22 protein-coding genes are annotated in these 24567 nt (G+C 70.9%); 14 read left to right on the plus strand and 8 right to left on the minus strand.

Going from position 1 to position 24567, the window contains the following annotated elements:
- Window positions 1–2 precede the first annotated feature (2 nt).
- The 3 genes from K0817_RS01445 (at window position 3) to K0817_RS01455 (ending at window position 2394) form a co-directional block, all read left to right on the plus strand.
- The gene (locus tag K0817_RS01445; RefSeq protein ID WP_219979311.1) at window positions 3–599 is read left to right on the plus strand and encodes a dihydrofolate reductase family protein; all 597 of its coding nucleotides are present in this window, start codon (window positions 3–5) and stop codon (window positions 597–599) included.
- Between the two features lie 197 nt (window positions 600–796).
- Window positions 797–1840, plus strand: a complete 1044-nt coding sequence (gene ligD, locus K0817_RS01450; RefSeq protein WP_219979312.1) for a non-homologous end-joining DNA ligase — start codon at window positions 797–799, stop codon at window positions 1838–1840.
- A complete protein-coding gene (locus K0817_RS01455) occupies window positions 1837–2394 on the plus strand; it encodes a nitroreductase family deazaflavin-dependent oxidoreductase (RefSeq protein ID WP_219979313.1) in 558 nt (185 codons plus the stop codon). The genes ligD and K0817_RS01455 overlap by 4 nt, the downstream gene beginning before the upstream one ends.
- Window positions 2395–2427: 33 nt before the next feature.
- Here K0817_RS01455 and K0817_RS01460 read toward each other — a convergent pair whose 3' ends face one another.
- The 5 genes from K0817_RS01460 to K0817_RS01480 form a co-directional block, all read right to left on the minus strand.
- Window positions 2428–3474 carry an ATP-dependent DNA ligase gene (locus K0817_RS01460; RefSeq protein WP_219979314.1) on the minus strand — a complete coding sequence of 349 codons (1047 nt, stop codon included), beginning with the start codon at window positions 3472–3474 and terminating at the stop codon, window positions 2428–2430.
- Between the two features lie 55 nt (window positions 3475–3529).
- Window positions 3530–6427 (minus strand): LuxR family transcriptional regulator, encoded by a 2898-nt coding sequence (locus K0817_RS01465; RefSeq protein ID WP_219979315.1) that lies wholly within the window; start codon window positions 6425–6427, stop codon window positions 3530–3532.
- A 55-nt stretch (window positions 6428–6482) separates the two neighbouring features.
- Window positions 6483–6770, minus strand: a complete 288-nt coding sequence (locus tag K0817_RS01470; protein WP_219979316.1) for a hypothetical protein — start codon at window positions 6768–6770, stop codon at window positions 6483–6485.
- A 141-nt stretch (window positions 6771–6911) separates the two neighbouring features.
- Complete coding sequence (locus K0817_RS01475; RefSeq protein ID WP_219979317.1) at window positions 6912–8066, minus strand: AI-2E family transporter; 1155 nt, start codon at window positions 8064–8066, stop codon at window positions 6912–6914.
- A 62-nt stretch (window positions 8067–8128) separates the two neighbouring features.
- Complete coding sequence (locus K0817_RS01480; RefSeq protein WP_219979318.1) at window positions 8129–9361, minus strand: acyl-CoA dehydrogenase family protein; 1233 nt, start codon at window positions 9359–9361, stop codon at window positions 8129–8131.
- Between the two features lie 194 nt (window positions 9362–9555).
- Here K0817_RS01480 and K0817_RS01485 point away from each other — a divergent pair, with 194 nt between their 5' ends.
- The 10 genes from K0817_RS01485 to K0817_RS01530 all read left to right on the plus strand — a co-directional run bounded on the left by K0817_RS01485 (window position 9556) and on the right by K0817_RS01530 (window position 19985).
- Window positions 9556–10299 carry an SDR family oxidoreductase gene (locus K0817_RS01485; protein WP_219979319.1) on the plus strand — a complete coding sequence of 248 codons (744 nt, stop codon included), beginning with the start codon at window positions 9556–9558 and terminating at the stop codon, window positions 10297–10299.
- Window positions 10300–10335: 36 nt separating this feature from the next.
- Window positions 10336–10926 carry a TetR/AcrR family transcriptional regulator gene (locus K0817_RS01490; RefSeq protein ID WP_219979320.1) on the plus strand — a complete coding sequence of 197 codons (591 nt, stop codon included), beginning with the start codon at window positions 10336–10338 and terminating at the stop codon, window positions 10924–10926.
- A complete protein-coding gene (locus K0817_RS01495; RefSeq protein WP_219979321.1) occupies window positions 10913–11965 on the plus strand; it encodes an NADPH:quinone oxidoreductase family protein in 1053 nt (350 codons plus the stop codon). Before K0817_RS01490 ends, K0817_RS01495 begins: the two co-directional genes overlap by 14 nt.
- A 139-nt stretch (window positions 11966–12104) precedes the next feature.
- Entirely contained in the window at window positions 12105–12866 is a 762-nt protein-coding gene (locus K0817_RS01500) for an SDR family NAD(P)-dependent oxidoreductase (RefSeq protein ID WP_219979322.1), read from the plus strand.
- Window positions 12867–13447: 581 nt separating this feature from the next.
- Window positions 13448–14185 (plus strand): ABC transporter ATP-binding protein, encoded by a 738-nt coding sequence (locus tag K0817_RS01505; protein WP_219979323.1) that lies wholly within the window; start codon window positions 13448–13450, stop codon window positions 14183–14185.
- A complete protein-coding gene (locus tag K0817_RS01510) occupies window positions 14182–14934 on the plus strand; it encodes an ABC transporter ATP-binding protein (protein ID WP_219979324.1) in 753 nt (250 codons plus the stop codon). The genes K0817_RS01505 and K0817_RS01510 overlap by 4 nt, the downstream gene beginning before the upstream one ends.
- Window positions 14934–15812: a branched-chain amino acid ABC transporter permease gene (locus K0817_RS01515; protein ID WP_219979325.1), complete on the plus strand. Its 879-nt coding sequence runs from the start codon at window positions 14934–14936 to the stop codon at window positions 15810–15812. Before K0817_RS01510 ends, K0817_RS01515 begins: the two co-directional genes overlap by 1 nt.
- Window positions 15809–17104 carry a branched-chain amino acid ABC transporter permease gene (locus K0817_RS01520; protein WP_219979326.1) on the plus strand — a complete coding sequence of 432 codons (1296 nt, stop codon included), beginning with the start codon at window positions 15809–15811 and terminating at the stop codon, window positions 17102–17104. Before K0817_RS01515 ends, K0817_RS01520 begins: the two co-directional genes overlap by 4 nt.
- 2 nt (window positions 17105–17106) lie before the next feature.
- Window positions 17107–18393, plus strand: a complete 1287-nt coding sequence (locus tag K0817_RS01525; RefSeq protein ID WP_219979327.1) for an ABC transporter substrate-binding protein — start codon at window positions 17107–17109, stop codon at window positions 18391–18393.
- 185 nt (window positions 18394–18578) lie between these two features.
- Entirely contained in the window at window positions 18579–19985 is a 1407-nt protein-coding gene (locus K0817_RS01530) for a PLP-dependent aminotransferase family protein (protein ID WP_253735111.1), read from the plus strand.
- 61 nt (window positions 19986–20046) lie between these two features.
- Here the strand turns inward: K0817_RS01530 and K0817_RS01535 are convergent, their stop codons facing one another.
- Both K0817_RS01535 and K0817_RS01540 read right to left on the minus strand, forming a co-directional pair.
- A complete protein-coding gene (locus K0817_RS01535; protein ID WP_219979329.1) occupies window positions 20047–20850 on the minus strand; it encodes a MerR family transcriptional regulator in 804 nt (267 codons plus the stop codon).
- Window positions 20843–22099, minus strand: coding sequence for an MFS transporter (locus K0817_RS01540; protein WP_219979330.1), 1257 nt, complete (start codon window positions 22097–22099; stop codon window positions 20843–20845). The genes K0817_RS01535 and K0817_RS01540 overlap by 8 nt, the downstream gene beginning before the upstream one ends.
- Window positions 22100–22244: 145 nt before the next feature.
- Between K0817_RS01540 and K0817_RS01545 the strand changes: the two genes are divergently transcribed.
- The gene (locus K0817_RS01545; protein WP_219979331.1) at window positions 22245–22742 is read left to right on the plus strand and encodes a carboxymuconolactone decarboxylase family protein; all 498 of its coding nucleotides are present in this window, start codon (window positions 22245–22247) and stop codon (window positions 22740–22742) included.
- Window positions 22743–22981: 239 nt separating this feature from the next.
- Here the strand turns inward: K0817_RS01545 and K0817_RS01550 are convergent, their stop codons facing one another.
- Window positions 22982–24562: a long-chain fatty acid--CoA ligase gene (locus tag K0817_RS01550; RefSeq protein WP_219979332.1), complete on the minus strand. Its 1581-nt coding sequence runs from the start codon at window positions 24560–24562 to the stop codon at window positions 22982–22984.
- Window positions 24563–24567 lie beyond the last annotated feature (5 nt).

The following is a 24567-nucleotide window of genomic DNA, read 5'->3' on the forward strand; positions in this document are numbered from 1 at the left end:
CCATGGGAAAGGTCGTCTGCAACGCCTCGATGTCGCTCGACGGTTTCGTTGCGCACGAGAACAACGACCCCGGTCGCCTCTTCGACTGGTACGAGGCCGGTGACGTCGAGGTCGTCACGGCGAGCGAGCCGGCCTCGTTCCATCTGACGCCGGCGAGCGCCGACTACTGGCGCGAGTGGGTGGACCAGATCGGATGCCTCGTGGTCGGCCGCCTGCTGTTCGACATCACCGACGGCTGGAGCGGGGTGCATCCCCTCGGCGTGCCGTACGTGGTGCTCACGCACGTGGCGCCCACCGACTGGGCGCATGCCCACACCGGGAACGCGCACTTCGTGACCGACGGCATCGAGGCGGCGATCGCGCTCGCGCAGCGGATCGCGGGCGACCGCACCGTCGCGCTCGCCGCGGGCACGATCGCCGGCCAGGCCCTCGCTGCGGGGTTGGTCGACGAGGTCGCGATCGATCTGGTGCCGGTCGTGCTCGGCACAGGGCATCGGTACTTCGCCGACATCGATCCTGCGACGGTGCGGCTCGGCGATCCGGCCGTGGTCGTCCCGAGTACGCGCGTCACGCACATGGTCTTTCCGGTCGAGCGGTGAGCCGCCGAGGCATCCCCAGCGCGGCGTCTTGACGGTGAGGGATGCCGGTCCCCACCATCCCTCGACTCGCCGTCCCCACGGCCCCTCCACGCGCCCCAGGCGCGTCGAGCGGAGCCTCAGGCCGCGTGGGCCCAGGCGCGTCGAGCGGAGCCTCCGGTCGGGTGGCCCCAGTCGCGGCATCCCGCTACCGTCGGAGCATGGCGTCGCCGCGCATCACCCTCACCGTGCCCGGTCCCCACGGAGACCGCGAGGTCGGGATCTCGAACCCCGACCGCGTGATCTGGCCGGAGGCGGGTATCACCAAACGCGAACTCGCCGAGTACATGATCGCCGTGAGGGAGCCTTTCCTGGCCGCGAACGGCGATCGGCCGGTGTCGCTCGAGCGGTTCCCCGACGGCGTCGAGGGGGAGAAGTTCTACTCGAAGAACCCGCCCAAGGGTGCGCCCTCGTTCGTCGAGGCCCAGACCGTCACCTACAACAGCGGGCGACGGCATCCCCAGATCATCCTCACCGAGATCGCGACCGCCGTGTGGGCCGTCCAGATGAACACGATCGTCTTCCACCCGTGGGCGTCGGTCACGGCGAACACCGACAACCCCGTCGAGCTGCGCATCGATCTCGACCCGCAGCCGGGAACGGACTTCGCGGATGCCGCGGCCGTCGCCCCCGCATTGCGTGACGTGCTCGCCGAGGCGGGGCTGACGGCGTTCCTCAAGACCAGCGGCAACCGCGGCATCCATGTGTTCTGTCCCATCGAGCCGGGGTGGGAATTCCTCGAGGTGCGTCACGCGGTGATCGCCGCGGGTCGCGAGCTGGAACGGCGCCTGCCCGACAAGGTCACGATGAACTGGTGGAAAGAGGAGCGCGGCGAGCGCATCTTCATCGACTTCAACCAGGCCAACCGCGACCGCACGATGGCGGGCGCCTACAGCCCGCGCGCGCTGCCCGGTGCGACGGTGTCGACACCGCTCACGTGGGACGAGCTCGCGGCCGGCGTCGATCCCGCCGCGTTCACGGTTCGCTCGGTGCCGCAGCGCCTCGCCGATGTCGGCGACCCGTGGGCCGATCTGCTCGCCAAGCCGGGGCGCATCGACACGCTGCTCGAATGGTGGCAGCGCGACCTCGATGACGGGCTCGGCGAGCTGCCGTTTCCGCCCGACTTCCCGAAGATGCCCGGCGAGCCGCCCCGCGTGCAGCCCAGCCGCATCAACCCGGAGAACTGGCCCAAAGAAGAGCAATGACCGAGGCGGTCACCGACCCTCCCCCCGTCCTCTCCACGGATCGCTGGCGCGATCCGCGGAGCCTCGGGACGCGTGGGCCCACGCAGGCCACGCGCGGCCCGGGCTTCCTCGACCGGCTCGCGGCCCGTGCGCTCAAAGTGCGATGGCTGATGCGCCTGCCGATTCCGCTGTACCGCGCCGGGCTCGGCTGGATGCTCGGGCCACGCCTCGTCATGATCGAGCACTTCGGGCGGGTCTCGCACGAGCGGCGTTTCGTGGTGGTCGAGGTCGTTGAGCGTGAGCCGAATGTGGTGCGTGTGGCATCCGGATTCGGCGAGACGGCGCAGTGGTACCGCAACCTCCGTGCGAACGGTGTCGCCTACCTCAGCACCGGCGGTGCCCGACGCGTGCGCGCCGCGGTGCGGCTGCTCGGACGGGAGGAGTCCGCGGCCGTGCTGCGACGATACGCGGTGGCGCATCCGGGGGCATGGCATCACCTCAGCAGCGCGATGGAGATCGCCGGCGGCGACGCGCACATTCCGGTCGTCGAGTTCACACCGCCCAAAGTGGGGTGATCCGGATGCCGTGGCCTACGGCATCCGCCACCCTCAGACCAGGACCTCGGCGAGGTCGTACGCCGCGACGACCTCGAGCTGCTCATACGTGCACGAGCGCGGGTCGCGGTCGGGGCGCCACCGCTCGAACTGCACCGTGTGCCGGAAGCGCCATCCCTCCAGCTGGTCGTAGCGCACCTCGAGCACGCGCTCGGGGCGCAGCCGCACGAACGACGAGTCGGCGCGACCGGCCTGGAACCGCGACTTCTCGCCCTCGCCCCGAACGGCCTCGCCCTCGGCATCGCGCTCGACGAGCGGCGCGAGTTCATCGATGAGCTCCAGCCTGCGGGCGTTGCTCCACGCCGCGACCCCGCCGACAGGATAGAGCGTTCCGTCTTCGCCGTAGAGGCCGACCAGCAGCGATCCGACGCCCTCACCCGATTTGTGGATGCGGTAGCCGAGAGCCACGACATCCGCCGTCCGCGCGTGCTTGATCTTGAACATCGTGCGCTTGCCCGGCGCGTACGGCTGGTCGAGCGGCTTCGCGACGACACCGTCGAGACCGGCGCCTTCGAACTCGGCGAGCCAGCGGCGCGCGAGGTCCGCGTCGTCGGTGGTGCGCGTGACGTGTACGGGGTCGGGCACGTCACGCAAGAGCTCGACGAGCGCTGCGCGACGCTCGCCGAACGGCTCGGACTGCAGATCGCGATCTCCGACCGCGAGCAGGTCGAACGCGATGAACATCGCCGGGGTCTGCTCGGCGAGCAAGTTGACGCGGGATGCCGCGGGGTGGATGCGCTGCGACAGCGACTCCCAGTCCAGCCGTCGCCGGCCGTCACGCTGGATCGGCACGACGATCTCGCCGTCGAGCAGGCACGGCTCGGGCAGGAGCCGCGCGAACGCCTCGACCAGTTCGGGAAAGTAGCGGGTCAGGGGTTTGGCGCCTCGCGAGCCGATCTCGACGTTCTCGCCGTCCCACGAGATCAGCGCGCGGAACCCGTCCCACTTCGGCTCATAGCTGAGACCGCCGGGCGTCTTCGCCGGGTCGGGCACGTCGGGCACGGACTTCGCGAGCATCGGCGCGGGGATCTCGTACGGCATGGGTCCATCCTGCCGTGGCGCCCCGACACCCGTACAGGCCGGGCTCGACCGCGCGTCAGGGTGCCAACGCCGCCGTGTACAGTGCGGCGGCCTCTGCGCGGTTGGATGCGCCGATCTTGGCGAGGATGGCCGACACATGCACCGAGGCGGTCTTGGGGCTGATGAACAGGCGCCGGCCGATCTGCGGGTTCGTCAGTCCCTCGGCGATCAGCTCGAGCACCTGACGCTCGCGCGGCGTGAGGGTTGCCGCCAGATCCGCACCGCCCGGGGTATCGGGGGTCTCCGCGCCCGCCGTCAGTCCCGCCTGAGCGGCCAGCTCGGTCGCCCACCGTGCGACCCGAGCGACGCCGTGCCCGGGTGCCTCTGTCGAGACGCGCCGAAGCAGCGCCGCCGCCTCGTCGCGATCGCCGTGCTCGAGCAGCGCCGATGCCAGGAGGCAGCGCGCGACGTGCAGATGCCACACCGGAGTGATGCCGGCCTCGAGGTCCGCGACAACGCCGCGCCATTGCTCGACGCGATGGCCGACCGGACCCGCGTCGGCCAGCAGCGCCCGCACGAAGCCGGCCATGATCGGCGCGGCGGCGCGGTCGGGCCAGGCGTCGACCGCCGCAGCGAGGGCCCGCCGCCTGTCGTCGCGGCCATCCCGGTCGCTCACGGCGAGCAGCATCGCGGCCGTCACGGCCGCGTGGCGTCGCAGTGCCGGCGGCGCATCGCCCGTGGCGACTTCGAGCACGTCCGCCAGAGCGGCCTCCCGCTCGGCCGCAGGTGCCGGAGGCAACCCGCGGATCGAGGCGCACGCCTCGGCGCGGTCGATCGCCCACGACGTGCGCTTCTTGGGGTGCGTGCGCAGCGACTCTTCGATCAAGGCCCAGTCGGCGCTGAGGAGCTCGTCGCGCGCGGCGGCCTGGTCGTTCCAGCTCAGGTGGGTGGCGATGAGCCGCACCACCGACCCGCGAGCCTTCGTGAGGCGCCGCGCGCGGCGCGCATAGCGCAGCGCGTCTTCGGCGCGGCCCATGCTGAACAGGGCGCGGGCGAGCGAGTAGGCGACGGATGCCCCGGACCCGCGTTCGATGCCCGCTCGTACCGCGTCGGCATAGCGCTGTTCCCCGAAGATGACCGCCTCGTCGAAGCGGCCGAGCCGCACCAGCAGATCGACCAGGGCCGAACCGGTGTAGGACCGCAGGGCAGGATCCAAGGGGAGTGCAGCGGCACGCTGGACCGGCGCGAGTGCGCGGGGCTCATCGTCCTCGTCGTCGGCGATCCGCCAGGATTCGACGGTCAGTGCGACGCCGAGTGCCGCATTGTCACCAGCGCGCTCGGCGAGCGTGATCGCCCGCTGTGCGTAGTGCTGTGCCGTGGCGCCGTCGTCGCCGATCGCGAGATTGGTGAACACGCGCGACAGCAGCGCGTCTGCCCGCTCGTCGTCAATGCCCTCGAGGAGGTCGATCGCCGCGAGCAGGTCCTCGCGCTGGTTGCGGTGCTCGAAATTGAACACTTCGACGAACCGCTGCCGCAGCAGCGCCGCACGTGTGAAGGGGTCGTCGGGGCACACCGCCAGGCCCTCTTTCGCCGAGCGAAGGGCCCGCTCCGAATCGCCGAGGTCGTGCCACCCCTCGGCGGCGCCGAGATGCAACTCGGGGAGCGTGGTGCCGGCGCGGGCGGCGGCATCCGGAACTTGCTCCCACAGCTCGGTGAGACGCTCCGCGAGCTTCACCGACGTGGCCGGGGAGTACCGGGCGCGCGACTGCTGCAGCGCGGCGACGGTGGCGTCGAAGGCGGCCGGGAGGTCGCGTGCGGCGAGCCAGTGCTCGGCGATGGCGGATGCCTCGTCTGGCGAGTCGGCGCGACCGTCTCGGAGAACCTCGGCATAGCGCCGGTGCGTGCGTACGCGTTCGCTCGGCAGCATGTCGCTCTCGACGGCCTCGCGCGTCAGGGCATGGCGGAAGGAGTAGCCGGCGCCGTCGGCGAGGATCACGCGCGCATCGATCGCCTCGCGCACGGCGAGGTCGAGGGCGCGGTCGTCGAGCGGCGACACCGCCGCCAGCACCTCGTGGTCGACGTGCATGCCGCCCGCCGCCATCGTGCGTACCGTCTGCTGGGCGGCGTCGCCCACGCGGGCGTAGCGGGCGAGCACGAGTTCGCGCAGAGTGTCGGGCAGTCCGCGATCGCCCAGATCGACGAGCTCTTCGACAAGGAACGGGATGCCGCCGCTGCGCTCCGCGAGATCCTCGATGACGCGCGGATCCAGGTCCGGCGCCAGCTGTGCGACCTGCTCGGCGACCTCCTCAGGACTCAGTCGCTCGACGTCGACCCGGACGACGGAGCGGGTGCGGTCGAGCTCGGCCAGCACCGGACGAAGCGGATGGAAGCGGTCGATGTCGTCGGAGCGGTAGGTGGCGACGATCGTGAGGTGCCGGCCACGCAGGGTGCTGGCGAGCGTCTTCAGCAGAGCCATGGTGGAGGCATCCGCCCACTGCAGGTCTTCGATCACCACGATGACGTGGCGCTCCTGCGACAGCTGCTCGAGGACGACCTCGATCGCCTCGGCGAACTCACCCGCCGGATCGTCGGTGTCGGGATGCTCGGCGGCGATGCCGGGCACGAGCGCGGCCAGGCTCGCGATGACCGCGACCGAGCCGGCCGCCTTGCGCAACTCCTCGGTGCCCACGGCGGCGTGCAGATCGCGCAGTACCCGGCGAATCGGACCGAACGGCGCGCCGATCGGGCCCAGATCGACGCACTGCCCGATCGCGACCGTGACGGGCAGCTCGCCGCCGCGCTCGGTCGCCTCGGCGAGGAACTCTTGGACGAGCCGCGTTTTGCCGATGCCCGCCTCGCCCCGCACGACGACCGTGACCGGCCGGCCCGCCACACCGTCGTCGAGCGCCCCCAGCAGGGCGTCGAGCTCAGCCCGGCGCCCCACCATGCGGGGCGTCGAGGTGAGGGCGGGCATGCTCATATGCTCGCACCTCGGCACGACATCGGGGAGGTGCGGCCGGCGGCTCCGGTCACGACGAGGGTCCCGCGAGCGCGAGGCCGGTCGCGGCCGTCCGCGCCGGTGCCTCGGGCGTCCGGGGCGACTCGGGCGACTCCGGCGACTCCGGCGACTCGGGCGCGGGCGCCGCGGCGGTGCTCGCGCGCGCCCGACGCTCGCGCTCCGCGAGGGCCGCGCGACGCTCGGCCTCCGCGAGAGCCGCTCGACGCTCGGCGTGGGCGACGCGGCGCCGGTTCTCGCGCTCGAGGTCGGCGAAGCGGTGCTCGGCCAGCCGCATGACCGCGTGGGTCGTGGCATCCATGATCGATCTCCTGCCTCGGAACCCGGTGATTCCGTGCAGTTCGACTCTCGTCGCTGAGGCCCTACCTCCCCATCGGACGAATGCCCTATCTCTGGCGCGCAACCGCCTTATTCGCCGCAGCTGCGAGGCGGATGCCGCGGCTCAGGCTTCGACCGGGCGCTTAGGACGCGCCCATCGCGCGGGCAGGTCGGGGCCGTCCCACACTTGGACGACGCCCCACGCCGCGGCTGCGATCGGCACCGCGAGGACGGCGCCGACGATGCCGCCGAGCACCGTGCCGACGGTCAGGGCGACCAGGATGACGAAGGCGTGCAGCTTCACCGAGCGCCCCATCAGCACCGGCTGCAGGAAGTTGCCTTCGAGCTGGTTCACCAGCACCACCACGCCGACCACGAACAGGGCGTTGATCCAGTCGTTGGCGACGAGGGCGACGAGCGCTGCCAGGATCCCGGCGAGCGTGGCACCCACGATCGGGATGAACGCGAGGAGGAACACCAGCACGGCGAGCGGAATCGCCAGCGGGACCTGCAGGATCAGCAGACCGATCAGGATGCCGATCGCGTCGACGGCGGCGACGGTCGCGGTGCCGCGTACATACGAGCCGAGCACCCCGACGGTCTTGTCCCCGATGCGGCGGGCGCGCAGGTAGTTCCGGCCGCGGAACGGCCGCAGCAGGAACTCCCACATCTGCGGGCCGTCCTTGAGGAAGAAGAACAGGATCGTGATCATCAGTACGAGTCCGGTGAGGAAGTTCGCGACAGCACCCACCCCGGCCAGCGCGCCCGAGCCGAACTGGGCGCTGGTGATGAAATCGGTGATGCTCGCGACCCACTCGTCGACCTGCTCGGGCTGCACGAAATCGAACGGCAGGTCCTGCGCCCAGGCCAGCAGAGCCTGGAAGCCATCCTGAGCCTCCGAATAGAGTTCGTCCCACTGGTCGCGCACGGCCCACACGATGAGCCACCCGACCGCCCCCAGCAGCACGACGATCGTGAGCATCGTGATGATGGTCGCGAGCACCGAAGGCACGCCGCGTGAGCGCATCGCGTGCATGACGGGGTGGAAGGCGCACGCGAGGATCAGGGCGATCATGAGCGGGATGGTCACCAGGGTCAGCTGCTGCATCGCGAAGATGATCGCCGCGACCACCGTGACGACGACGATGATCTGGATCGAGCGGATGCCGAGCTTGCCGAAGTTGTCGGCCCACAGGCTCCACGGCGCCCGGCTCGCCTTCAGATCGGCGTCCTGCGAATCCAGGCGCACCGACTTCGGCTCGTTGCTGAACAGTCCCATGAAGCGAGGCTAACCGGCGGCACCGGTGACGCCCTACGGCTTGCCGAGCCCCCGCCGACCCGCTATGCGAAGGCGCTCATCCCCGTGATGTCGCGGCCGATGAGCAGCGCCTGCACGCTCTCGGTGCCCTCGTAGGTGTGGATGGCCTCGATGTCGGCCATGTGCTGCATGACGCCGTTCTCGAGCAGGATGCCGTTGCCGCCCAGCATGTCGCGTGCGATGGCCGCGATGCGGCGCGCGGCGCGCGTGTTGTGGTACTTCGCGAGCGAGGCCTGCGTCGGACGCAGCTCGCCGCGCGTCTCGAGATCGGCCATGAAGCGGCAGTACAGCTGCATCGCGGTGAGCTCGTCGAGCATCTGCGTGAGCCGCTCCTGCACCATCTGGAACTTCGCCAGCGGCTTGCCGAACTGCACCCGCTGCTGCGCGTAGGCCAGCGACGCCTCGTAGCAGGCGGTGGCGTGGCCCAGCGCCGACCACGCAACGCCCGAGCGCGTCGAATACAACACGGTCGAGGCATCCTTGAATGTCTTGGTGCCCGGCAGCACCGCATCCAGCGGCACGCGCACGCCGTCCAGCACGATGTGGGCCTGATGGATGCCGCGCAGCGACGCCTTGCCGGTGATCACGGTGCCGACGTACCCGGGTGTCTCCTGCTCGACGAGGAAGCACCGCACCGCGCCGTGGTGCTCGCTCTCCGGGTCGTCGACCCGCGCCCATACGAACGTGATGCCGCCGGACGCGCCGTTGCCGATCCATTTCTTGGCGCCGTCGAGCACCCACTCCTGGCCGTCGCGGCGGGCGGTGGTCTCGAGAGAGACCGAGTCGGATCCGTGGTCGGGTTCGGTGAGGGCGAAGGATGCCGGAACGTCACCGCGGGCTACGGGCGCGAGCCAGCGCTCCTGCTGCTCGTCACTGCCGAACAGGGCCAGCGTGCGCAGGGCGAGCCCGCCCTGCACCGCGATCACTGTGCCCAGCGACCCGTCGCCGCGCGAGATCTCCATATTGACCAGGCCGGCGGCCAGGGGCGAGAAGCGCGTGAGCGCGGGGTGGTCGATTCCGTCGTTGAACAGCTCCCGCTCGCCCATGCGCATCGCGAGCTCGAGCGGGTATTCAGCGGCGTCCCAGGCATCCAGCATCCGTGTGCCGACCTCGTCGACGTAGGCCTGCGCGCGTTCCCAGATCGCCCGGTCGGCGGCCGGGATGTCGGCGAAGGCCGCGTAGTAGTCGGTGCCGAGGCGGCGGGTGACGTCATAGCCTTCGACGCTCTGACCGGGGCGGGGCTGGAATGCGGTCATGTTCGGACTCCTGACAGAGTGGCACTGGATGTCACGATCCATAGTACTGAGTGCCAATCGTTTCGTCTCGCCCGTTCCTCGCTCGCTCGACGACCGGGGCATTGCGGGTCGTTGAGCGAGTGAAGCGGGACGGAATGCCTGACCGTCGTGCTACGGTAAAACCGACCAGCCGGTATGTCACGCAAGGAGGCGTCATGGCCCTGGGCAGATTCGACGGCACCGTCTCGCTCGTCACGGGCGCCAGTCGCGGCATCGGGTTCGCGATCGCGCGGCGCCTTGTCGACGAGGGCGGGTCGGTCGTCATCACCGGGCGCAGGCAGGACGCGCTCGACGCGGCGGTCGCCGAGCTCGGGCCCGCCGCATCCGCCGTCTCCGGTCGCGCCGACGACGCCGAGCGCCGCGCGGCCGTCTTCGCGCACATCACCGAGCGCCACGGACGCCTGGATCACCTGGTCAACAACACCGGCATCAACCCCGTCTACGGTCCGCTGACCGAGATCGACGCGGACGCTGCCCGCAAGATCCTCGAGGTCAACGTGATCGCGGCGCTCGACTGGACGCGCGCGGCACTCGCCGCCGGACTCTCGCGTTCGGTGGTGAACATCGCCTCGGTCGCCGGGCTCGGTGCGAGCCCGGGCATCGCGTTCTACGGCATCTCCAAGGCGGCACTCGTGAACCTCACGATGCAGCTCGCGTTCGAGCTCGCGCCCGCCATCCGGGTGAATGCGGTGGCGCCCGCCGTGGTCAAGACCGTGTTCGCACGGGCACTGTACGAAGGGCACGAAGAGGAAGCATCCGCCGCCTATCCGCTCCGGCGGCTCGGCGAGCCCGCCGATGTCGCAGGTCCCGTCGCGTTCCTGCTGTCGGACGACGCCGCGTGGATCACGGGCCAGACCCTGTCGATCGACGGCGGCGCCGGCATCCGCCCCCTCACATGACGCGGCGGCGACGCCGACCGGGTGAAAGATGAAGGCATGAAGGATTCCCACGTCGCCGACGACGTCACCCGCGCGGCCGTCGAGCTCTTCGCCCGTCAGGGCTATGCCAACACCAGCGTGCAGCAGATCGTCGAGGCCGCCGGCGTCACCAAGGGCGCGATGTACCACTACTTCGAGTCGAAGGACGACCTGCTCTTCGGCATCTACGAGAAGCTGCTCACGCTGCAGAAGGCGCACCTCGACGAGATCATCGCTGCCGGCGGCACGGTCGACGACGTACTGCGCGCGGTGTGCGTCGACGTGCTCGAGACCTCGATCGACCACATGGAAGAGGGGGCGGTGTTCTTCCGCAGCCTCAACATGCTGTCGGCGCCCCGCCAGCAGGAGGTCACGCGGCGGCGACGCGCGTACCACGACGAGTTCGCCGAGTTGATCTCGCGCGGCCAGCGCGAGGGCCTCTACCGCACCGACATCCCCGTCGCGATGCTCGTCGCCCACTTCTTCAGCGACGTGCACTACCTGTCGCACTGGTACTCGCCCGAGGGGCCAGAAGACAAGACGCTCGTCGCCGAGCAGATCACCGACCTGTTCCTATCGAGTTTGAGGAGAACGGATGCCGCAGCCTGACGCCACCGCCGATGCCCGCGCCGCCGCGGGGTCGGCGGTGACCGCGATTCCCGCCGAGATGCGCGCGTGGCGAGTGACGCGCCTGGCCGAACCCGCCGAGGCGCTGTCGCTCGACGTCGTGCCGGTGCCGACGCCGGGGCCCGACGAAGTGCTCGTGCGGGTGGCATCCGTCGCGGCCAACTTTCCCGACGTGCTGCTGTGCCGCGGCGAATACCAGGTCAAGCCCGAGCTGCCGTTCAGCCCGGGGATCGAACTCGTGGGCACCGTCGTGGCTGCCGGCGCGGACGTCTCGCGCGTGGCCGTGGGCGACCGCGTGGTCGGGTCGAAGATCGGGGTGCTGGCGGAGTATGCCGTGCTGCCGGCATCCGATGTCTGGATCGCGCCGCGCGCGCTCTCGGACGCGGAAGCGGCCGGCCTCACCGTCGCTTACCAGACCGCGTGGTTCGGGCTGCACCGCCGTGCGGCGCTGCAGGCGGGGGAATGGCTGCTCGTGCATGCCGCCGCGGGCGGCGTGGGACTCGCGGCCGTGCAGCTCGGAGCGGCTTCAGGGGCGCGCGTGATCGGCGTCGTGGGCTCGGAGGCCAAGGCGGCCGTCGCGCGGGACGCCGGCGCCGAGGTGGTGCTGGTGCGCGGCGCCGACGACCTCGTCGCCGGCGTCAAGACCGCGACGGGTGGGCACGGCGCCGACGTCGTGTTCGACCCGGTCGGAGGCGCGGCGTTCGAGGCCTCGACGAAGTGCATCGCGTTCGAGGGGCGCATCATCGTCGTCGGATTCGCCGGCGGTCAGATCCAGGCGCTGCCGGCCGGCCACGTGCTGGTCAAGAACTACTCCGTGGTGGGCCTGCACTGGGGTCTCTATCCCCGCGTGCGGCCCGACCTCATCGATGACGCCCGCGCCGAACTCACACGGCTCGCTGACGACGGCGTCGTGCGGCCCGTCGTGGATCGCGTCGTGCCGTTCGCACAGGCGCCCGAGGCGCTGACCGCGCTGGCGGGCGGCTCGACCGTCGGCCGTGTCGTGATCGCGGTGGTGCCGTGAGCCCGGGCCGGCCCACCCCTCGTCGAGTACGTATGTTCCCGTCGAGGACGCACGTTGTTTGCCTCGACGACGTGCGGGTTCGGCGAGGACGTGCGGTCTCGACGATCGGCGCGGGCGCGGGCGCGGGAGCGTCTTACGCATGAGCGGCGTCAGCTTCGACCTCGACGGGAGGGTCTCGCTCGTCACCGGCGGCGCGCGGGGCATCGGCGCGGCAACCGTGCGCGCCCTGCACGCCGCGGGCGGCCGGGTGGTCGTCGCCGACGTCAGCGACGACCGCGGCCGCAAGCTCGCGGCCGAACTCGGAGACCGCGTGCGTTTCGAGCCCCTCGACGTCACAGACGAGAAGCAGTGGGATGCTGTCATCTCGTCGACGCTCGACAGTTTCGGCTCGCTCGATGTGCTCGTCAACAACGCGGGTATCGCGAATGCCGCGCCGATCGAGCACCTGACGACAGCGAAGTGGGACGCGGTGATCGGCGTGAATCTCACCGGCGTCTTCTTCGGCTGCCGCGCGGTGGTGCCCGTGATGAAGGCCCAGTTCGCGCGATCCGGGCGCGGTGGCTCGATCGTCAATCTCTCTTCGGTCGACGGCATGCGCGGGAGCGCGGGCGTCCATGCCTACACGGCGTCGAAGTGGGGTGTGCGGGGATTGACCAAGTCCCTCGCGGTCGAGCTCGGGCCGGCCGGCATCCGCGTCAATTCCGTCCATCCGGGCTTCGTGCGCACGCCGATGACGGCGCGCATCGACCCCGAGCATCTCGACATCCCCCTCGGCCGCAGCGGCACGCCCGACGACATCGCCGGCGCGATCGTGTTCCTCGCATCCGACGCCTCGGCGTGGACGAGCGGCGCCGAGTTCGTGGTCGACGGCGGCATGATCGCCGGCATCCCGCACAAGTAGCCCTCCGCCCCGCCTGCGCCCGCACGCCCGCGCCGCCTCGCGCGCGCACCCCGTTGCCGAGCATGTGGGTCTCTCGCCGAGCATGTGGGTCTCTCGCCGAGCATGTGGGTCTCTCGCCGAGCATGTGGGTCTCTCGCCGAGCATGTGTTCTCACCGAGCATGTGGGTCTCTCGCCGAGCATGTGGGTCTCTCACCGAGCATGTGGGTTTCTCACCGAGCATGTGTGTTTCTCACCGAGCATGTGGGTCTCTCACCGAGCATGTGGGTTTCTCACCGAGCATGTGTGTTTCTCACCGAGCATGTCTGACATGGTCGGCGCGGAACCGACATGGTCGGCGCGGAACCGACATGGTCGGCGTGAGAGGGACATGGTGGGCGCGAAACCGACATGGTCGGCGCGAGAGGGACATGGTGGGCGCGGAACCGACATGGTCGGCGTGAGAGGGACATGGTGGGCGCGGAACCGACATGGTCGGCGCGAGAGGGACATGGTCGGGAAGAGAAAGGCGGGGTGCAACGGGAACATACCGCCCGGTCGGTTTCTCGTGTACAGTGAGGGCACCCGACACGAAGAGGTGCCGATGACCGCAACGACCGCGACCCATGAGGGTGCTCCCGCACGCCTCGAGGTCACCGACCTGAGCGTCGCCTTCGGCGGCCTCACCGCCGTCGATCGCGTTTCGTTCGACGTGCGGCCCGGCGAGATCGTGGCCCTCATCGGACCCAACGGCGCCGGCAAGACCACGGTGTTCAACGCCGTGTGCGGGCTGGTGCGCAGGCGCGGTGGGATCGCGATCGACGGGGCACCCGCCCCCCGGCGAACCGCCGCTCTGACGGGGCGCGGAGTCTCGCGCACGCTGCAGGGGCTCGGCCTCTTCGCTGGGCTCACGGTGCGTGAGAACGTCGCGGTGCCGGTGACCGGCCGGCGGGATGCGGCTGCCCTCGTCGAGGCCCGGCTCGACGCGCTCAACCTCGCGGCCCTGGCCGACCGTCCGGTCGCAGCCCTGCCCTACCCCGACCGCAAACGCGTCGCGCTGGCCCGCGCGCTCGTCACCGAGCCCCGCTTGCTGCTGCTGGACGAACCCGCCGGAGGGCTCGGCGCCGACGACATCGCCGGTCTGGGCTCCATCATCCGCGGCGTCGCGGCGACCGGCTGCGCGGTGCTCCTCGTCGAGCACCACGTGGACTTCGTCATGGGTCTGGCCGACCGCATCGTCGTCCTCGACTTCGGACGCGTGATCGCGCGCGGCACGCCGGCCGACGTTCGCACCGACCCGCGCGTCGAAGAGGCCTACCTCGGCGTGAAGGCGACCGCATGAGCACCGCAGCCACACGCCCCGAAGCGCCTACCCGTGAAGGAGCGCTCGAGATCCGAGACCTCACGGTCGGGTACGGCGGCGCGCCCGTCCTGCACGACGTCTCTTTCGCCCTCGCGCCCGGAGAGGTGGTCGCCCTGCTCGGCGCCAACGGCGCCGGCAAGACCACGCTGCTGCGCGCGCTCGCGGGTCTGGTGCCCGTGGCATCCGGATCCGTCGTGCTCGACGGCTACGACCTCGCGCCCCTGCGCACCGAAGACCGGGCACGTCGCGGCGTTGCGCTCGTGCCAGACGGCCAGAGCGTGGTCGCCGAGCTCACCGTCGATGAGAATCTGCGACTCGGCGGTCTGTGGCGGCACCGCGGCGCGGCGCGCGAGCGCGCAGTCGCCGGCGTCTACGAGCTGTTCGAGCCTCTCGCGCGGCGCCGCACCAGCGCGGGCCACCAGCTGTCGGGAGGCGAGCGGCAGATGCTCGCCCTGGGCCGCGCGCTCATCGCCGAGCCGATCGTGCTCGCGCTCGACGAGCCGTCGCTGGGGCTCGCGCCGCTCGTCGTCGCGCAGCTCATGGGCACACTGCGAGGCGCCGCCGCGAGCCGCGGCCTCACGGTGCTGCTGGCCGAGCAGAACGTGACGAGCGCCCTCTCGATCGCCGATCGCGGGGTCGTGCTCGACCTCGGCCGCGTCGTGGCGGATGCCCCGGCCACAGCGCTCGCCGCCGACGAGACCCTCCGCCACGCCTACCTGGGATTCTGATGGACCGACTCCTCTTCCTCTTCGCCACCGGCCTCGCGCGCGGCGCGGTGTTCGCGCTGTTCGCGCTGTCGCTCGTGCTGATCTGGCGGGCGGCCCGCATCGTGAACTTCGCTCAGGGCGCGATGGCGCTGGTCGCGACCTATGTCGCGTTCGCCGTCACGGGATTCACCGGCTCGTACTGGGCCGGCCTGGCGGCGGGCCTCCTCGCCGGTGCGGCGATCGGCGTCGGCGTCGAGCGGGGCGTCATGCGGTTCGCGCCCCACAGCAGCCCGCTGTCGGGCGTCATCGTGGCGATCGGAATAGTGATGGTGCTGCAGTCGCTGCTCGGCATCCTGTTCGGCGCGCAGTACCGTCCCATGCGCGCACCGTTCGACGACAGCCCGATCGTCGTCGGCGGCGTGCCGCTGCTCTCGCCGTACGACCTGTTCGTGCTGGTCGTCGCACTCGTGGTGATGGCAGGTCTCGCGCTGCTGTTCACCCGCACGTCGCTCGGCCTGCAGCTGCGCGCCTCGGCGTTCGCCCCCGAGGTGTCACGCGTGCTCGGTGTGCGGGTGAACCGCATGGTGACGATCGGATGGATGCTGTCGGCCGCAGTCGCCGCGCTGCCCGCGATGCTGCTCGTGCCGACCGAACTCGGCCTCAATCCTCACGCGACCGACATGCTCTTCGTCTACGCGTTCGCTGTCGCAGTCGTGGGCGGGCTGGACTCGCCGGTCGGCGCGCTGCTGGGCGGCCTGGTCGTAGGCGTCGCGATGACGCTCGTCACGGGGTACCTCGGTGCGACCGTCGCGCCGATCGGCGTACTCGTGCTGCTGGTCGCGGTGCTGCTGATCCGGCCAGGGGGCGTCTTCTCGATGCGAGAGGCGCGGACGGCATGACCCGGCTGCTTCCGCGACTGCGCGGCATCCCTCGCACCGTCATCTTCGGCGCGGCACTCACGGTGCTCGCTCTGGGCGGCACATTCCTGCTCGACCCCTACCGCAACTTCCAGCTCGCGACGGTGGCGGCGTACTTCTGCGCCGCGGCGGGGCTCACGATCCTCATCGGCCACAGCGGGCAGCTCTCGCTCGGCCATGCCGCGCTGATGGCCGCCGGCGGCTATGGCTACGCACTCACCGCGAACGCGATGACGGATGCCGGGATCGACGGCATTCCTCGCTTCCTGGTGGGGATGCTCGGTGCGGTCGTCGTCTCGGGGGCGCTCGGGTGGCTGCTCGGACTCGCAGCGGCGAGGCTCCGCGGTCCGTACCTCGCCGGCGTCACGCTCGCCCTGGTCATCGCCGTCCCCGCGGTGGCCGCGGTGTTCTCCGGCGTGCTGCGCGGTGACCAAGGGCTGCAGATCGCGTACGAGGGTGTGCCTCCGCTGTTCGAGCGGCTCATCGCCGTCGAGCAGTGGCAGGCGTGGGTGGCGATCCTCGTCGCGGGGGTGGTCGTGACGGCTCTCGCCGCGTTCTCTCGTGGCCGGCTCGGCCTGCGGATGCGCGCCGTGCGCGACGACGAGACGGCGGCACGGCTGAACGGCGTGCGCGCCGGACGCGTGAAAGTCACCGCGTTCGGCGTCAGCTCGATCGCCGCCGGCGCCGGGGGAGCGGTGCTCTGCTTCGTCACCCAGTCGGTGAGCCCGGGGGCCTACACGCTCGCGTTCTCGCTGCTGCTCGTGGTCGCCGTGGTGCTCGGCGGGCTCGGCAGCATCGGCGGCGCCGCGATCGGCTCGGCGCTCATCGTGCTGCTGCCGTGGCTGCTGTCGACCGGGATCTCGGCGATCCCGCTGCCCGCCGAGGTCGAGCAGCGCCTGTCGGGCAACCTCTCGGTGCTCGTCTTCGGCGCGCTGCTCATCGTCGTCATGCTCGCCAGGCCGGGAGGGCTCGCGAGCATGCGGCGCCCTCGCGGACCCCGGGTGCGCCGCGGCCCGTCGGCCTCGGGGCCGAGCACGCCCGCTTCCGCGGGCGGCGCGGGCGCCGCGGGCGCCGCGAACACCGCGGATGCCGCGAACACTCCGGGTGCCGCGAACACTCCGGGTGCCGCGAACACTCCGGGTGCCGCGAACACCGCGGGCGCCGCGCCGCTCGCCGCAACCCCGCGACTCGACGAATCGACGCCGCCGGCCGCGCCGCGGCATCCGGAATCCGTCCTGACCCCCGCATCACCCCCACCACAGAGAAAGAGGTGACCATGTCACAGCACTCCTTCGCACGCCGCGTGGCGGCGATGGCCGGCGCATCCGCCGTCCTCGTCGCTCTCGCCGGATGCAGCACGCCCGCCGCGACCGGCGACCCGGCCGAGGCCGCCCCCGGTGTCAGCGACGACACCGTGACCATCGGCGCGCACACGCCGCTGACCGGACCCGCCGCCGCCGGCTACTCGTCGATCTCGGCCGCCGCCACGGCATACTTCGACTACCTCAACGAGCAGGGCGGTGTGCACGGCCGCTCCATCGAGTACCTCGTGAAGGATGACGGGTACAACCCGGCCACCACGCAGACGGTCGTGCGCGAGCTCGTGCAGGAGGACGAGGTCTTCGCGATCGTGAACGGGCTCGGCACCCCGACCCACACCGCCGTGCTCGACTACCTCAACCAGAACGAGGTGCCCGACCTGTTCGTCGCCTCCGGGTCGACGAGCTGGAACCAGCCGGAGAAGTACCCCTTCACGTTCGGGTTCAACGCCGACTACATCGTCGAGGGCGCCGCGCTCGCGCAGTACGCCGCCGACGAGTACCCCGCCAAGAAGGTGTGCCTGCTCGGCCAGGACGACGACTTCGGCGACGAGATGATCGAGGGTGCTCAGCTCGCGCTCGGTGACGACGGACTCACGCACATCGAGCGCTACTCGGTGTCGAACCAGGACGTCGCGGCCCAGATCGGAGCCCTCAAGGCCGCCGGCTGCGAGATCAACATCCTCGCCACGATCAACGGGTTCACCGCGCTCGCCCTGGGCACCGCAGCGCAACTGGGCTGGTTCCCGATGTGGTTCTCGTCGTCGTCGGGCGGCGACTACCCGACGCTGGTCGGATACCTCGGCGAGGACGTCGGACCCAAGCTGCTGCAAGGCTTCGTCGGCGCCAACTACCTGCCGGCGCTCGGCGGTGACTCCGAGTGGGTCACGCTGTTCCAGCAGGTCAACGACGAGTACAACGACGGTGCGCCGTTCGACGGCAACACCATCTACGGCATGAGCGTCGCCTACCTGTTCGCCGAGGCGCTCGAGGCGGCGGGCGAGAACCCGACGCGCGCCTCGCTGATCGGCGCGGTGACCTCCGGAGATCTGGCGGGCACCGGCATCCTGCCGCTGTCCTTCAGCGAAGACAGCCACGCCGCCTATCTCGGGGTGGGTATCACGGCGGTGGACCAGGGCGTGCAGGACTACGTCGGCGCCACCTACGCCGTCGAGGGCGGGTCGGTGACCGCGGTCGAGCAGGCGCCGGTGGCGCTCTCGGGCGAGGGAGTGCCCGGCTCCTGACCAGGACTCCAGGTTCCGGCGCCTCTCGGCGCTCTTCTCGGGGGTCGCAACACGCGGGATCGCGAACGGGATCCCGCGTGTTGCGCCACCTGAAGCCCGAGGCCCGGAGCCCGTGGGCTCGGGCTTTGCCCCCGCCGTCGATAGGGTCGGGACGACGCGGCGGGTGCCGGGAGGGGAGCGCGATGGTGACGGATGCCGCAACCGGGCTCGACCTGTACCTTCCGCTGCACGGCGGCCGGTCGGTGCGCGAGATCGAGGCGGGGCTGCGCGCGCTGGTCGCCGATGGTCGCCTCCCGGTCGGCACGCGGCTCCCCGCGTCGAGGGTCCTCGCGTCCGATCTCGGCGTCGCGCGCAACACGGTGGGCGAGGTGTACGCGCGGCTCGCGGCGGAGGGGTGGCTGCAGACCCGCGTCGGCGCCGGCACGTGGGTGGCGGCGGTGCCCGGATCGGATCCTTCGCGCGCGCCGGGTGCGCAGCATCCCGCACCCCTCGACCTGAGGGGTGGACTCGTCGACGCGAGCGACTTCCCGCACGCGGCATGGAGCACGCACGTTCGTCGCGCGCTCGCCGAGTCGCCCTCCGCGGCGTTCGGCTACCCCGACCCCATCGGGGTGCCGGCCCTGCGTGGGAGCCTCGCCTCGTACGTCGCCCGCACGCGCGGCGCGGTCGCCGACCCCGGCGCCGTCATGATCGGCAGCGGATTCGGCGACCTGCTTGCATTGCTCGCGCGCACGCTCCGCGCCCGCGGGGCACGGCGCATGGCCGTCGAGGAATACGGCCACGAGCGGCACCGGCGCATCATCGAGGCGGCGGGCCTCGAGGTCGTGCCGGTGCACGTCGACGACGAGGGGGCGGATGCCTCGCACCTTGCTCGCCTGGACGTCGGCGGCATCCTGCTCACACCGGCGCACCAGTTTCCGACGGGAGTGCCGCTCTCGGCTGCCCGGCGCCGTGCGGTCGTGGAGTGGGCGCGGTCGTGCGGAGGAGTCGTACTCGAGGACGATTACGACGGCGAGTTCCGCTACGACCGGCGAAGCGTCGGGGCGTTGCAGGCGCTCGCGCCCGACGTCGTGGTCTATCTCGGCAGCGCGAGCAAGGCGCTCGCGCCATCGGTGGGGCTGGCATGGGGCGTCATACCCGCCGCGCTCCGCGACGACGTGAGCCGCCAGCGCGAGGTGTCGGGCGGAACCCCGAGTGGACTGCACCAGCACGCCCTCGCGCGTTTCATCGATGCGTTCGAGTACGACCGGGCGGTGCGCCGGCGTCGCGCACGGTTCCGGACGCGGCGAGAGCTGCTCGGCGCGCTCCTGGCGGAGCGTGCGCCGCAGCTGCACATCGAGGGGCTTTCCGCAGGCCTGCAGTGTCTCGTCGGGCTGCCTGACGAGTCCGTCGAGGCGCGCGTGGTGGCGCGGGCGAGCGAGCGTGGCGTGGCCGTCGACGGCCTGGCCGCGTTTCGCGCGGCACGTTCCCGAGGCGGGGCGCCGACCGCGCGGCCGACGCCGGCGGGGGTCGTCGTGGGGTATGGCGCGCTGCCACCGTCACGTGTCGAGACCGGGCTCGATGCGCTGGTCGCCGCGATCGCGGAGGGGTAGGTTGCCACTGAAGTCGGCGGAGACCTCCAGCGATTCCACGGTAGTCGGGGGTGGTGGAGGGTCAGGATTCATGCACGACGGCAGATTCCTCCCCGTGGATCATGGCCACCGCCGGGGCCGAGTCATCGAGTGTCGCTGCGAGTCTTTCGAGGGCGCGCTGCTGTTGCGTGTTCAGCACGTCGGCCGTGTACTCGTTGAACAGGCTCGCCGACCCGCTCAGCTCGTCGGGTTCTGACCCATCCGACAGCTCGCCGATCAACGGTGCGAAAGTTGCCACGAAGCTGTCCACGAGCGCGGCGATATCCTGCTCAGTGCTCCCCGGCCCGAGCCGATCAAACCGCTCCGCGATGTCGGTCACGGCGGCTGCGAGGGTGGGCGCACTGATCCGTTGATAGAAGCGTGCGAGATACGGCATCCCCTCGTCCCCGACAAGGTGAGCCAGGAGGACCGACTGATCGCGGTCGATCTTGGCCAGATGCGGTGAGAGTCCGGTGGCTGCGAACACCGCGAGGAACGGAGCCAACTCCGGAGGAAGGTCCGGGGGCGCGTTGTGGGCGCGGAGGCGGGCGATGAGGTCGCGTTGTTCTGTGAGCCGTTCGATCTGTGCCGCGAGTTCCGCGTCCAACTCATCCAGCAGCCCGCTGCCGTCTGAGGCTGCGTCGTCGAGAAGGTCGGACATGCGCTCCAGCGGTATCCCGAGGGAGGCGAGACGCTTGATCCGCACCACCCGGATCAGATCGTGGACGTTGTAGCTGCGGTAGCCGTTGCTGCTGCGTTCGGGCTCAGGGAGCACTCCGATCTGGTGGTAGTGCCGCAGCGCCCGGACGGTGACGCCCGCGAGTCGCGCCAGCTCTCCGCTATGCATTGTTGACCACCACCGTCTCGCCGTTGCCCGGCTCCGCAGGCTCCGGTTCCAGGTTACGCAGCGAGCGGGCGAACAGGCCCAGAGCGAGCGCTACGAGCCACACGCCCACGAGGGCGATCGCCGCGACGTTCACGCCCGCGTACTCGGTGAGCACCGCGGCCAGAACGATGCCCGCTGCAGGCGCAGCGGTCATGATCGCGTTCTGGGTTCCCATGATCCGTCCGCGCATCTGCTCGGGGATGCGCTCGATCATCAGGACGCCGATCAGGCTGCCGAAAAGGCCGCTCGACAGGCCGACGACGAAGGCGCCGGCGAAGACGACCCACACGGACGGCAGGGCCGCGATGATCCCGAACCCGAGCGTGCTGCCGAGCATTCCGGCGAGGAACCATGCTCGTCGCCGGCCTGGTGCGCCGGCGATCGCATAGGTCGTGCCCCCGATGAGCATTCCGGCGGCGAGGGCGGAGAGGACGAACCCGAGCATTCCAGGCTGCTCGACGAGCGTGAAGTAGACCGGCAGGATCAGCCCTTGCAGGGAAGCGAGCACGATCACCGACGCCAGGCTGAGCGCCGTCGTGGCGAGCAGGAATCGACTACGGAACAGAGCCCGCCATCCCTCGCGGAGCTGCGCCCATCCGGTCCCTGTGACGATCGCCGCCTCACCGTCCGCGGTGACCACGGCACCGACACGGTGCGGGATGAGCAGGGTCAGGAGCGCCGCCGCCAACGAGGTTGCCGCGGTGATCCACAGCACCGTGGAACCGTCGAACAGCACCATGAGGGTGCCCGCCACGGCCGGGCCGAGAAGCAACGCCACCGCACCGAGAGCCTCGCGGATTCCCATGAGCCGTTCCGCGGCTATCCCGCTGTGGCGAACGATCGCGGGCAGCAGCGCGTCCCGCGCGGTCATGCCCGGCACATCACCCAGCGAGCCGATGATCCCGAACAAGATGAACCACCCCAAGCTCAGCCCCGAGAGCATGTCGATCAGCGGCAACGCCGCGACCGCCGCCGCCGAGACGAGATCGGTCACGACCGACGACGTCCGACGGTTGATCCGGTCGATGACCACTCCCATCAGCAGACCGGCGACCACCGCCGGAACCGCGGTCGCCGCGGCGACCGCGCCCGCGCCGAGTGCGCTCCCCGTAACCTGCAACACGATCAACGGCAGGGCCACGCCCGCGATCGAGTTGCCGGTGAGTGACAGCAGGTAGGACGCCAGATACGCGAAGGGAATGAGCCTCATGCATCAAGTCAGAACCATGACGTAGGGGCGGGGTCAAGCGGAGTCCCTGGGACCCGTGCACCCCAAGCCTCGAGTCGGAATGGCCCACGCACACGCGGTCGAATTGGCCATGTTCGGCATGACATTGATTTCCTAGCCTGAGATCATGACATTTCTCAACGACACCTTCGTCCCCGTTTCGCCGCGCCTGGACTTCGACGCCCTCGCGCCCGTCTTCTCGCGCGCCGTCAGCACGCTCGACGACGCCACCACCGAGCAGCTCGACCTCGCCGGCATCGACGCCGGTCTGCGCGAGCTCGTGCGCCTGCGCGCCTCGCAGGTGAACGGGTGCACCTACTGCGTCGATCTGCACGCTCGTGCCGCACGATCCTCGGGGGTGGCGACGCAGCGCGTGGATGCGGTCGCCGTTTGGCGCGAATCGGGCCTGTTCACGGCCGCCGAGCGTGCGGCCTTCGCACTCACCGAAGACGTCACGCGCCTGTCGGAGACGCACGTGCCCGAGGACACCGTGACCGATGCGGTCGCCGCGTTCGGTGAAGAGGCCGCGGCGGCCCTCATCTCGCTCATCATCACGATCAACGTGTGGAACGCCATCGGCGTCACCACCCGCGCGTGGACCGTCGCCCCGCGCCCCGCCGGCTGAGCGCGTCGGCCGGGTGTCTCGCAGCTTCGGGGGTCGCGACACGCGGGGTTGGCCGGCGTGATTCCGCGTGTTGCGCCACCTGCGGTGGGGGCTCGGGGCGTGGGTGTGGGCGTGGGGTGTTCGGGGGTCGCGACACGCGGGGTTGGCGGGTGAGATTCCGCGTGTTGCGCCACCCGAAGCGGGCGGCGCGGGCGGCGCGGCGGCGCGGGCGGCGCGGCGGCGCGAGGCATCCCCCCAGGTCAGCGGACGGGCGTGAACTGCGCGACGAGGTCGCGCTTGAGCACCTTGCCGCTCGACCCCAGTGGCAGCGCCCCAACGACGTGCACGACGCGCGGGTACTTGTACGCCGCGAGGCGATCGCGCACGAACGCCACGACCTCGTCGGCATCGAGGGTCGCTCCCTCGTGTGGGACGACGGCGGCGTGCACCTCCTGACCACGCACGTCGTCGGTGACGCCGAACACGGCGGCGACCGCGATGCCCGGATGCCGCGCCAGCACCGCCTCGACCTCGGTCGGGTACACGTTGTAGCCCGATCGCACGATCATGTCCTTCTTGCGGTCGACGATCGTGAGCACGCCGTCGATATAGGTGCCCAGGTCGCCGGTGCGGAACCAGCCGTCCACGACGGCGTCGGCCGTGGCATCCGCCCGCCCGAGGTATCCCTTGAAGAGGTTGTGGCCGCGCACGACGATCTCGCCGAGCGCGTCGGGCTCGCCCAGCAGCACGACGGCGTCTTCGCGATCGGGGTCCGCGATCGCGACGTCGACGCCCCACAGCGGGCGCCCGACTGTGCCGGGGCGGATCGGCTCGTGCAGCGGATTCGACGACACGGTCGGCGCCGTCTCGGTGAGCCCGTAGCCCTCGTGCACGTCGGCGCCGAACGCGTCGCGGAAGGACTCGAGCACCGCGACCGGCAACGCGGCCCCGCCCGACACGGCGTACCGCAGGGGCGGGCGGTCCTCCGAGCGGCGTGCGGCCTCCAGCATCCCGACGTACATGGTCGGCACCGCCGTGAAGACGGTCGCTCTCAGCCCGACCATCAGCGCGAGCGCCTGGTCGGGATCGAAGCGAGGGAGAAGGATGACGGATGCTCCGACCCGCAGTGCGATGTTCATCACAGCGGTCTGGCCGAAGGTGTGGAACAGCGGCAGCCCGCCGAAGACGACGTCGTCGGCACGCAGGTCGAACGCGTCGATGAGGGTCGTGTGCACCTGCTCGACGATCGACAGGTGCGAGCCGACCGCGCCCTTGGGAGTGCCCGTCGTGCCGCTCGTGTAGAGGATGGTCGCGGCATCCAGGGGGCCCACCGATTCGTGTCGCGCGATCGGCTGCGCTGCCGCCGCCTCGATCTCGAGCCGCGGCAGGTCGATGCCCGCGTCGGCGGGCAGCAGCAGCGTCACCATCGGCACACCGGCCGTCGCAGCCGCCGGCATGGCCTCGGCGAGCAGGGGAGCGGCGACCACGAGCAGATCGGCGTCGGAATCGCGCAGCACGTGTGCGATCTCGTCGGCCTTGAACAGAAGGTGGACAGGCACCACGACCGCTCCGAGCGACAGCACGGCGTAGTACACACGGGCGAAGTCGGGCACGTTCGGCACGAGCATCGCCACGCGGTCGCCGCGGCCGATCCCGCGCGCCTGCAGGGCACCGGCGTACGCACGGGTCTGATCCCACAGCTCGCGGTACGACACGGTCGTGCCGGCGAAGTAGAAAGCGGTGCGGTCGGCATGCCGCACGGCGGATTCGGCGAGAAGGCTCGCGACCGACAGGGTCGTGAACCCCGCGCCGTCGATCGCCGGGTCGGGCTGGTGTGTCATCGCTG

This window comes from Microbacterium sp. HD4P20 (genome assembly GCF_019449275.2).
Taxonomy (GTDB): Bacteria; Actinomycetota; Actinomycetes; order Actinomycetales; family Microbacteriaceae; genus Microbacterium.

Coding starts and splice junctions, on each gene's coding strand:
- K0817_RS01445 (WP_219979311.1), top strand. CDS start 3: ATGGGAAAGGTCGTCTGCAACGCCTCGATGTCGCTCGACGGTTTCGTT.
- K0817_RS01550 (WP_219979332.1), bottom strand. CDS start 24,562: ATGACACACCAGCCCGACCCGGCGATCGACGGCGCGGGGTTCACGACC.
- K0817_RS01505 (WP_219979323.1), top strand. CDS start 13,448: ATGACCGCAACGACCGCGACCCATGAGGGTGCTCCCGCACGCCTCGAG.
- K0817_RS01475 (WP_219979317.1), bottom strand. CDS start 8,066: ATGGGACTGTTCAGCAACGAGCCGAAGTCGGTGCGCCTGGATTCGCAG.
- ligD (WP_219979312.1), top strand. CDS start 797: ATGGCGTCGCCGCGCATCACCCTCACCGTGCCCGGTCCCCACGGAGAC.
- K0817_RS01495 (WP_219979321.1), top strand. CDS start 10,913: ATGCCGCAGCCTGACGCCACCGCCGATGCCCGCGCCGCCGCGGGGTCG.
- K0817_RS01455 (WP_219979313.1), top strand. CDS start 1,837: ATGACCGAGGCGGTCACCGACCCTCCCCCCGTCCTCTCCACGGATCGC.
- K0817_RS01480 (WP_219979318.1), bottom strand. CDS start 9,361: ATGACCGCATTCCAGCCCCGCCCCGGTCAGAGCGTCGAAGGCTATGAC.
- K0817_RS01540 (WP_219979330.1), bottom strand. CDS start 22,099: ATGAGGCTCATTCCCTTCGCGTATCTGGCGTCCTACCTGCTGTCACTC.
- K0817_RS01515 (WP_219979325.1), top strand. CDS start 14,934: ATGGACCGACTCCTCTTCCTCTTCGCCACCGGCCTCGCGCGCGGCGCG.
- K0817_RS01500 (WP_219979322.1), top strand. CDS start 12,105: ATGAGCGGCGTCAGCTTCGACCTCGACGGGAGGGTCTCGCTCGTCACC.
- K0817_RS01520 (WP_219979326.1), top strand. CDS start 15,809: ATGACCCGGCTGCTTCCGCGACTGCGCGGCATCCCTCGCACCGTCATC.
- K0817_RS01485 (WP_219979319.1), top strand. CDS start 9,556: ATGGCCCTGGGCAGATTCGACGGCACCGTCTCGCTCGTCACGGGCGCC.
- K0817_RS01510 (WP_219979324.1), top strand. CDS start 14,182: ATGAGCACCGCAGCCACACGCCCCGAAGCGCCTACCCGTGAAGGAGCG.
- K0817_RS01525 (WP_219979327.1), top strand. CDS start 17,107: ATGTCACAGCACTCCTTCGCACGCCGCGTGGCGGCGATGGCCGGCGCA.
- K0817_RS01535 (WP_219979329.1), bottom strand. CDS start 20,850: ATGCATAGCGGAGAGCTGGCGCGACTCGCGGGCGTCACCGTCCGGGCG.
- K0817_RS01490 (WP_219979320.1), top strand. CDS start 10,336: ATGAAGGATTCCCACGTCGCCGACGACGTCACCCGCGCGGCCGTCGAG.
- K0817_RS01545 (WP_219979331.1), top strand. CDS start 22,245: ATGACATTTCTCAACGACACCTTCGTCCCCGTTTCGCCGCGCCTGGAC.
- K0817_RS01470 (WP_219979316.1), bottom strand. CDS start 6,770: ATGGATGCCACGACCCACGCGGTCATGCGGCTGGCCGAGCACCGCTTC.
- K0817_RS01460 (WP_219979314.1), bottom strand. CDS start 3,474: ATGCCGTACGAGATCCCCGCGCCGATGCTCGCGAAGTCCGTGCCCGAC.
- K0817_RS01465 (WP_219979315.1), bottom strand. CDS start 6,427: ATGCCCGCCCTCACCTCGACGCCCCGCATGGTGGGGCGCCGGGCTGAG.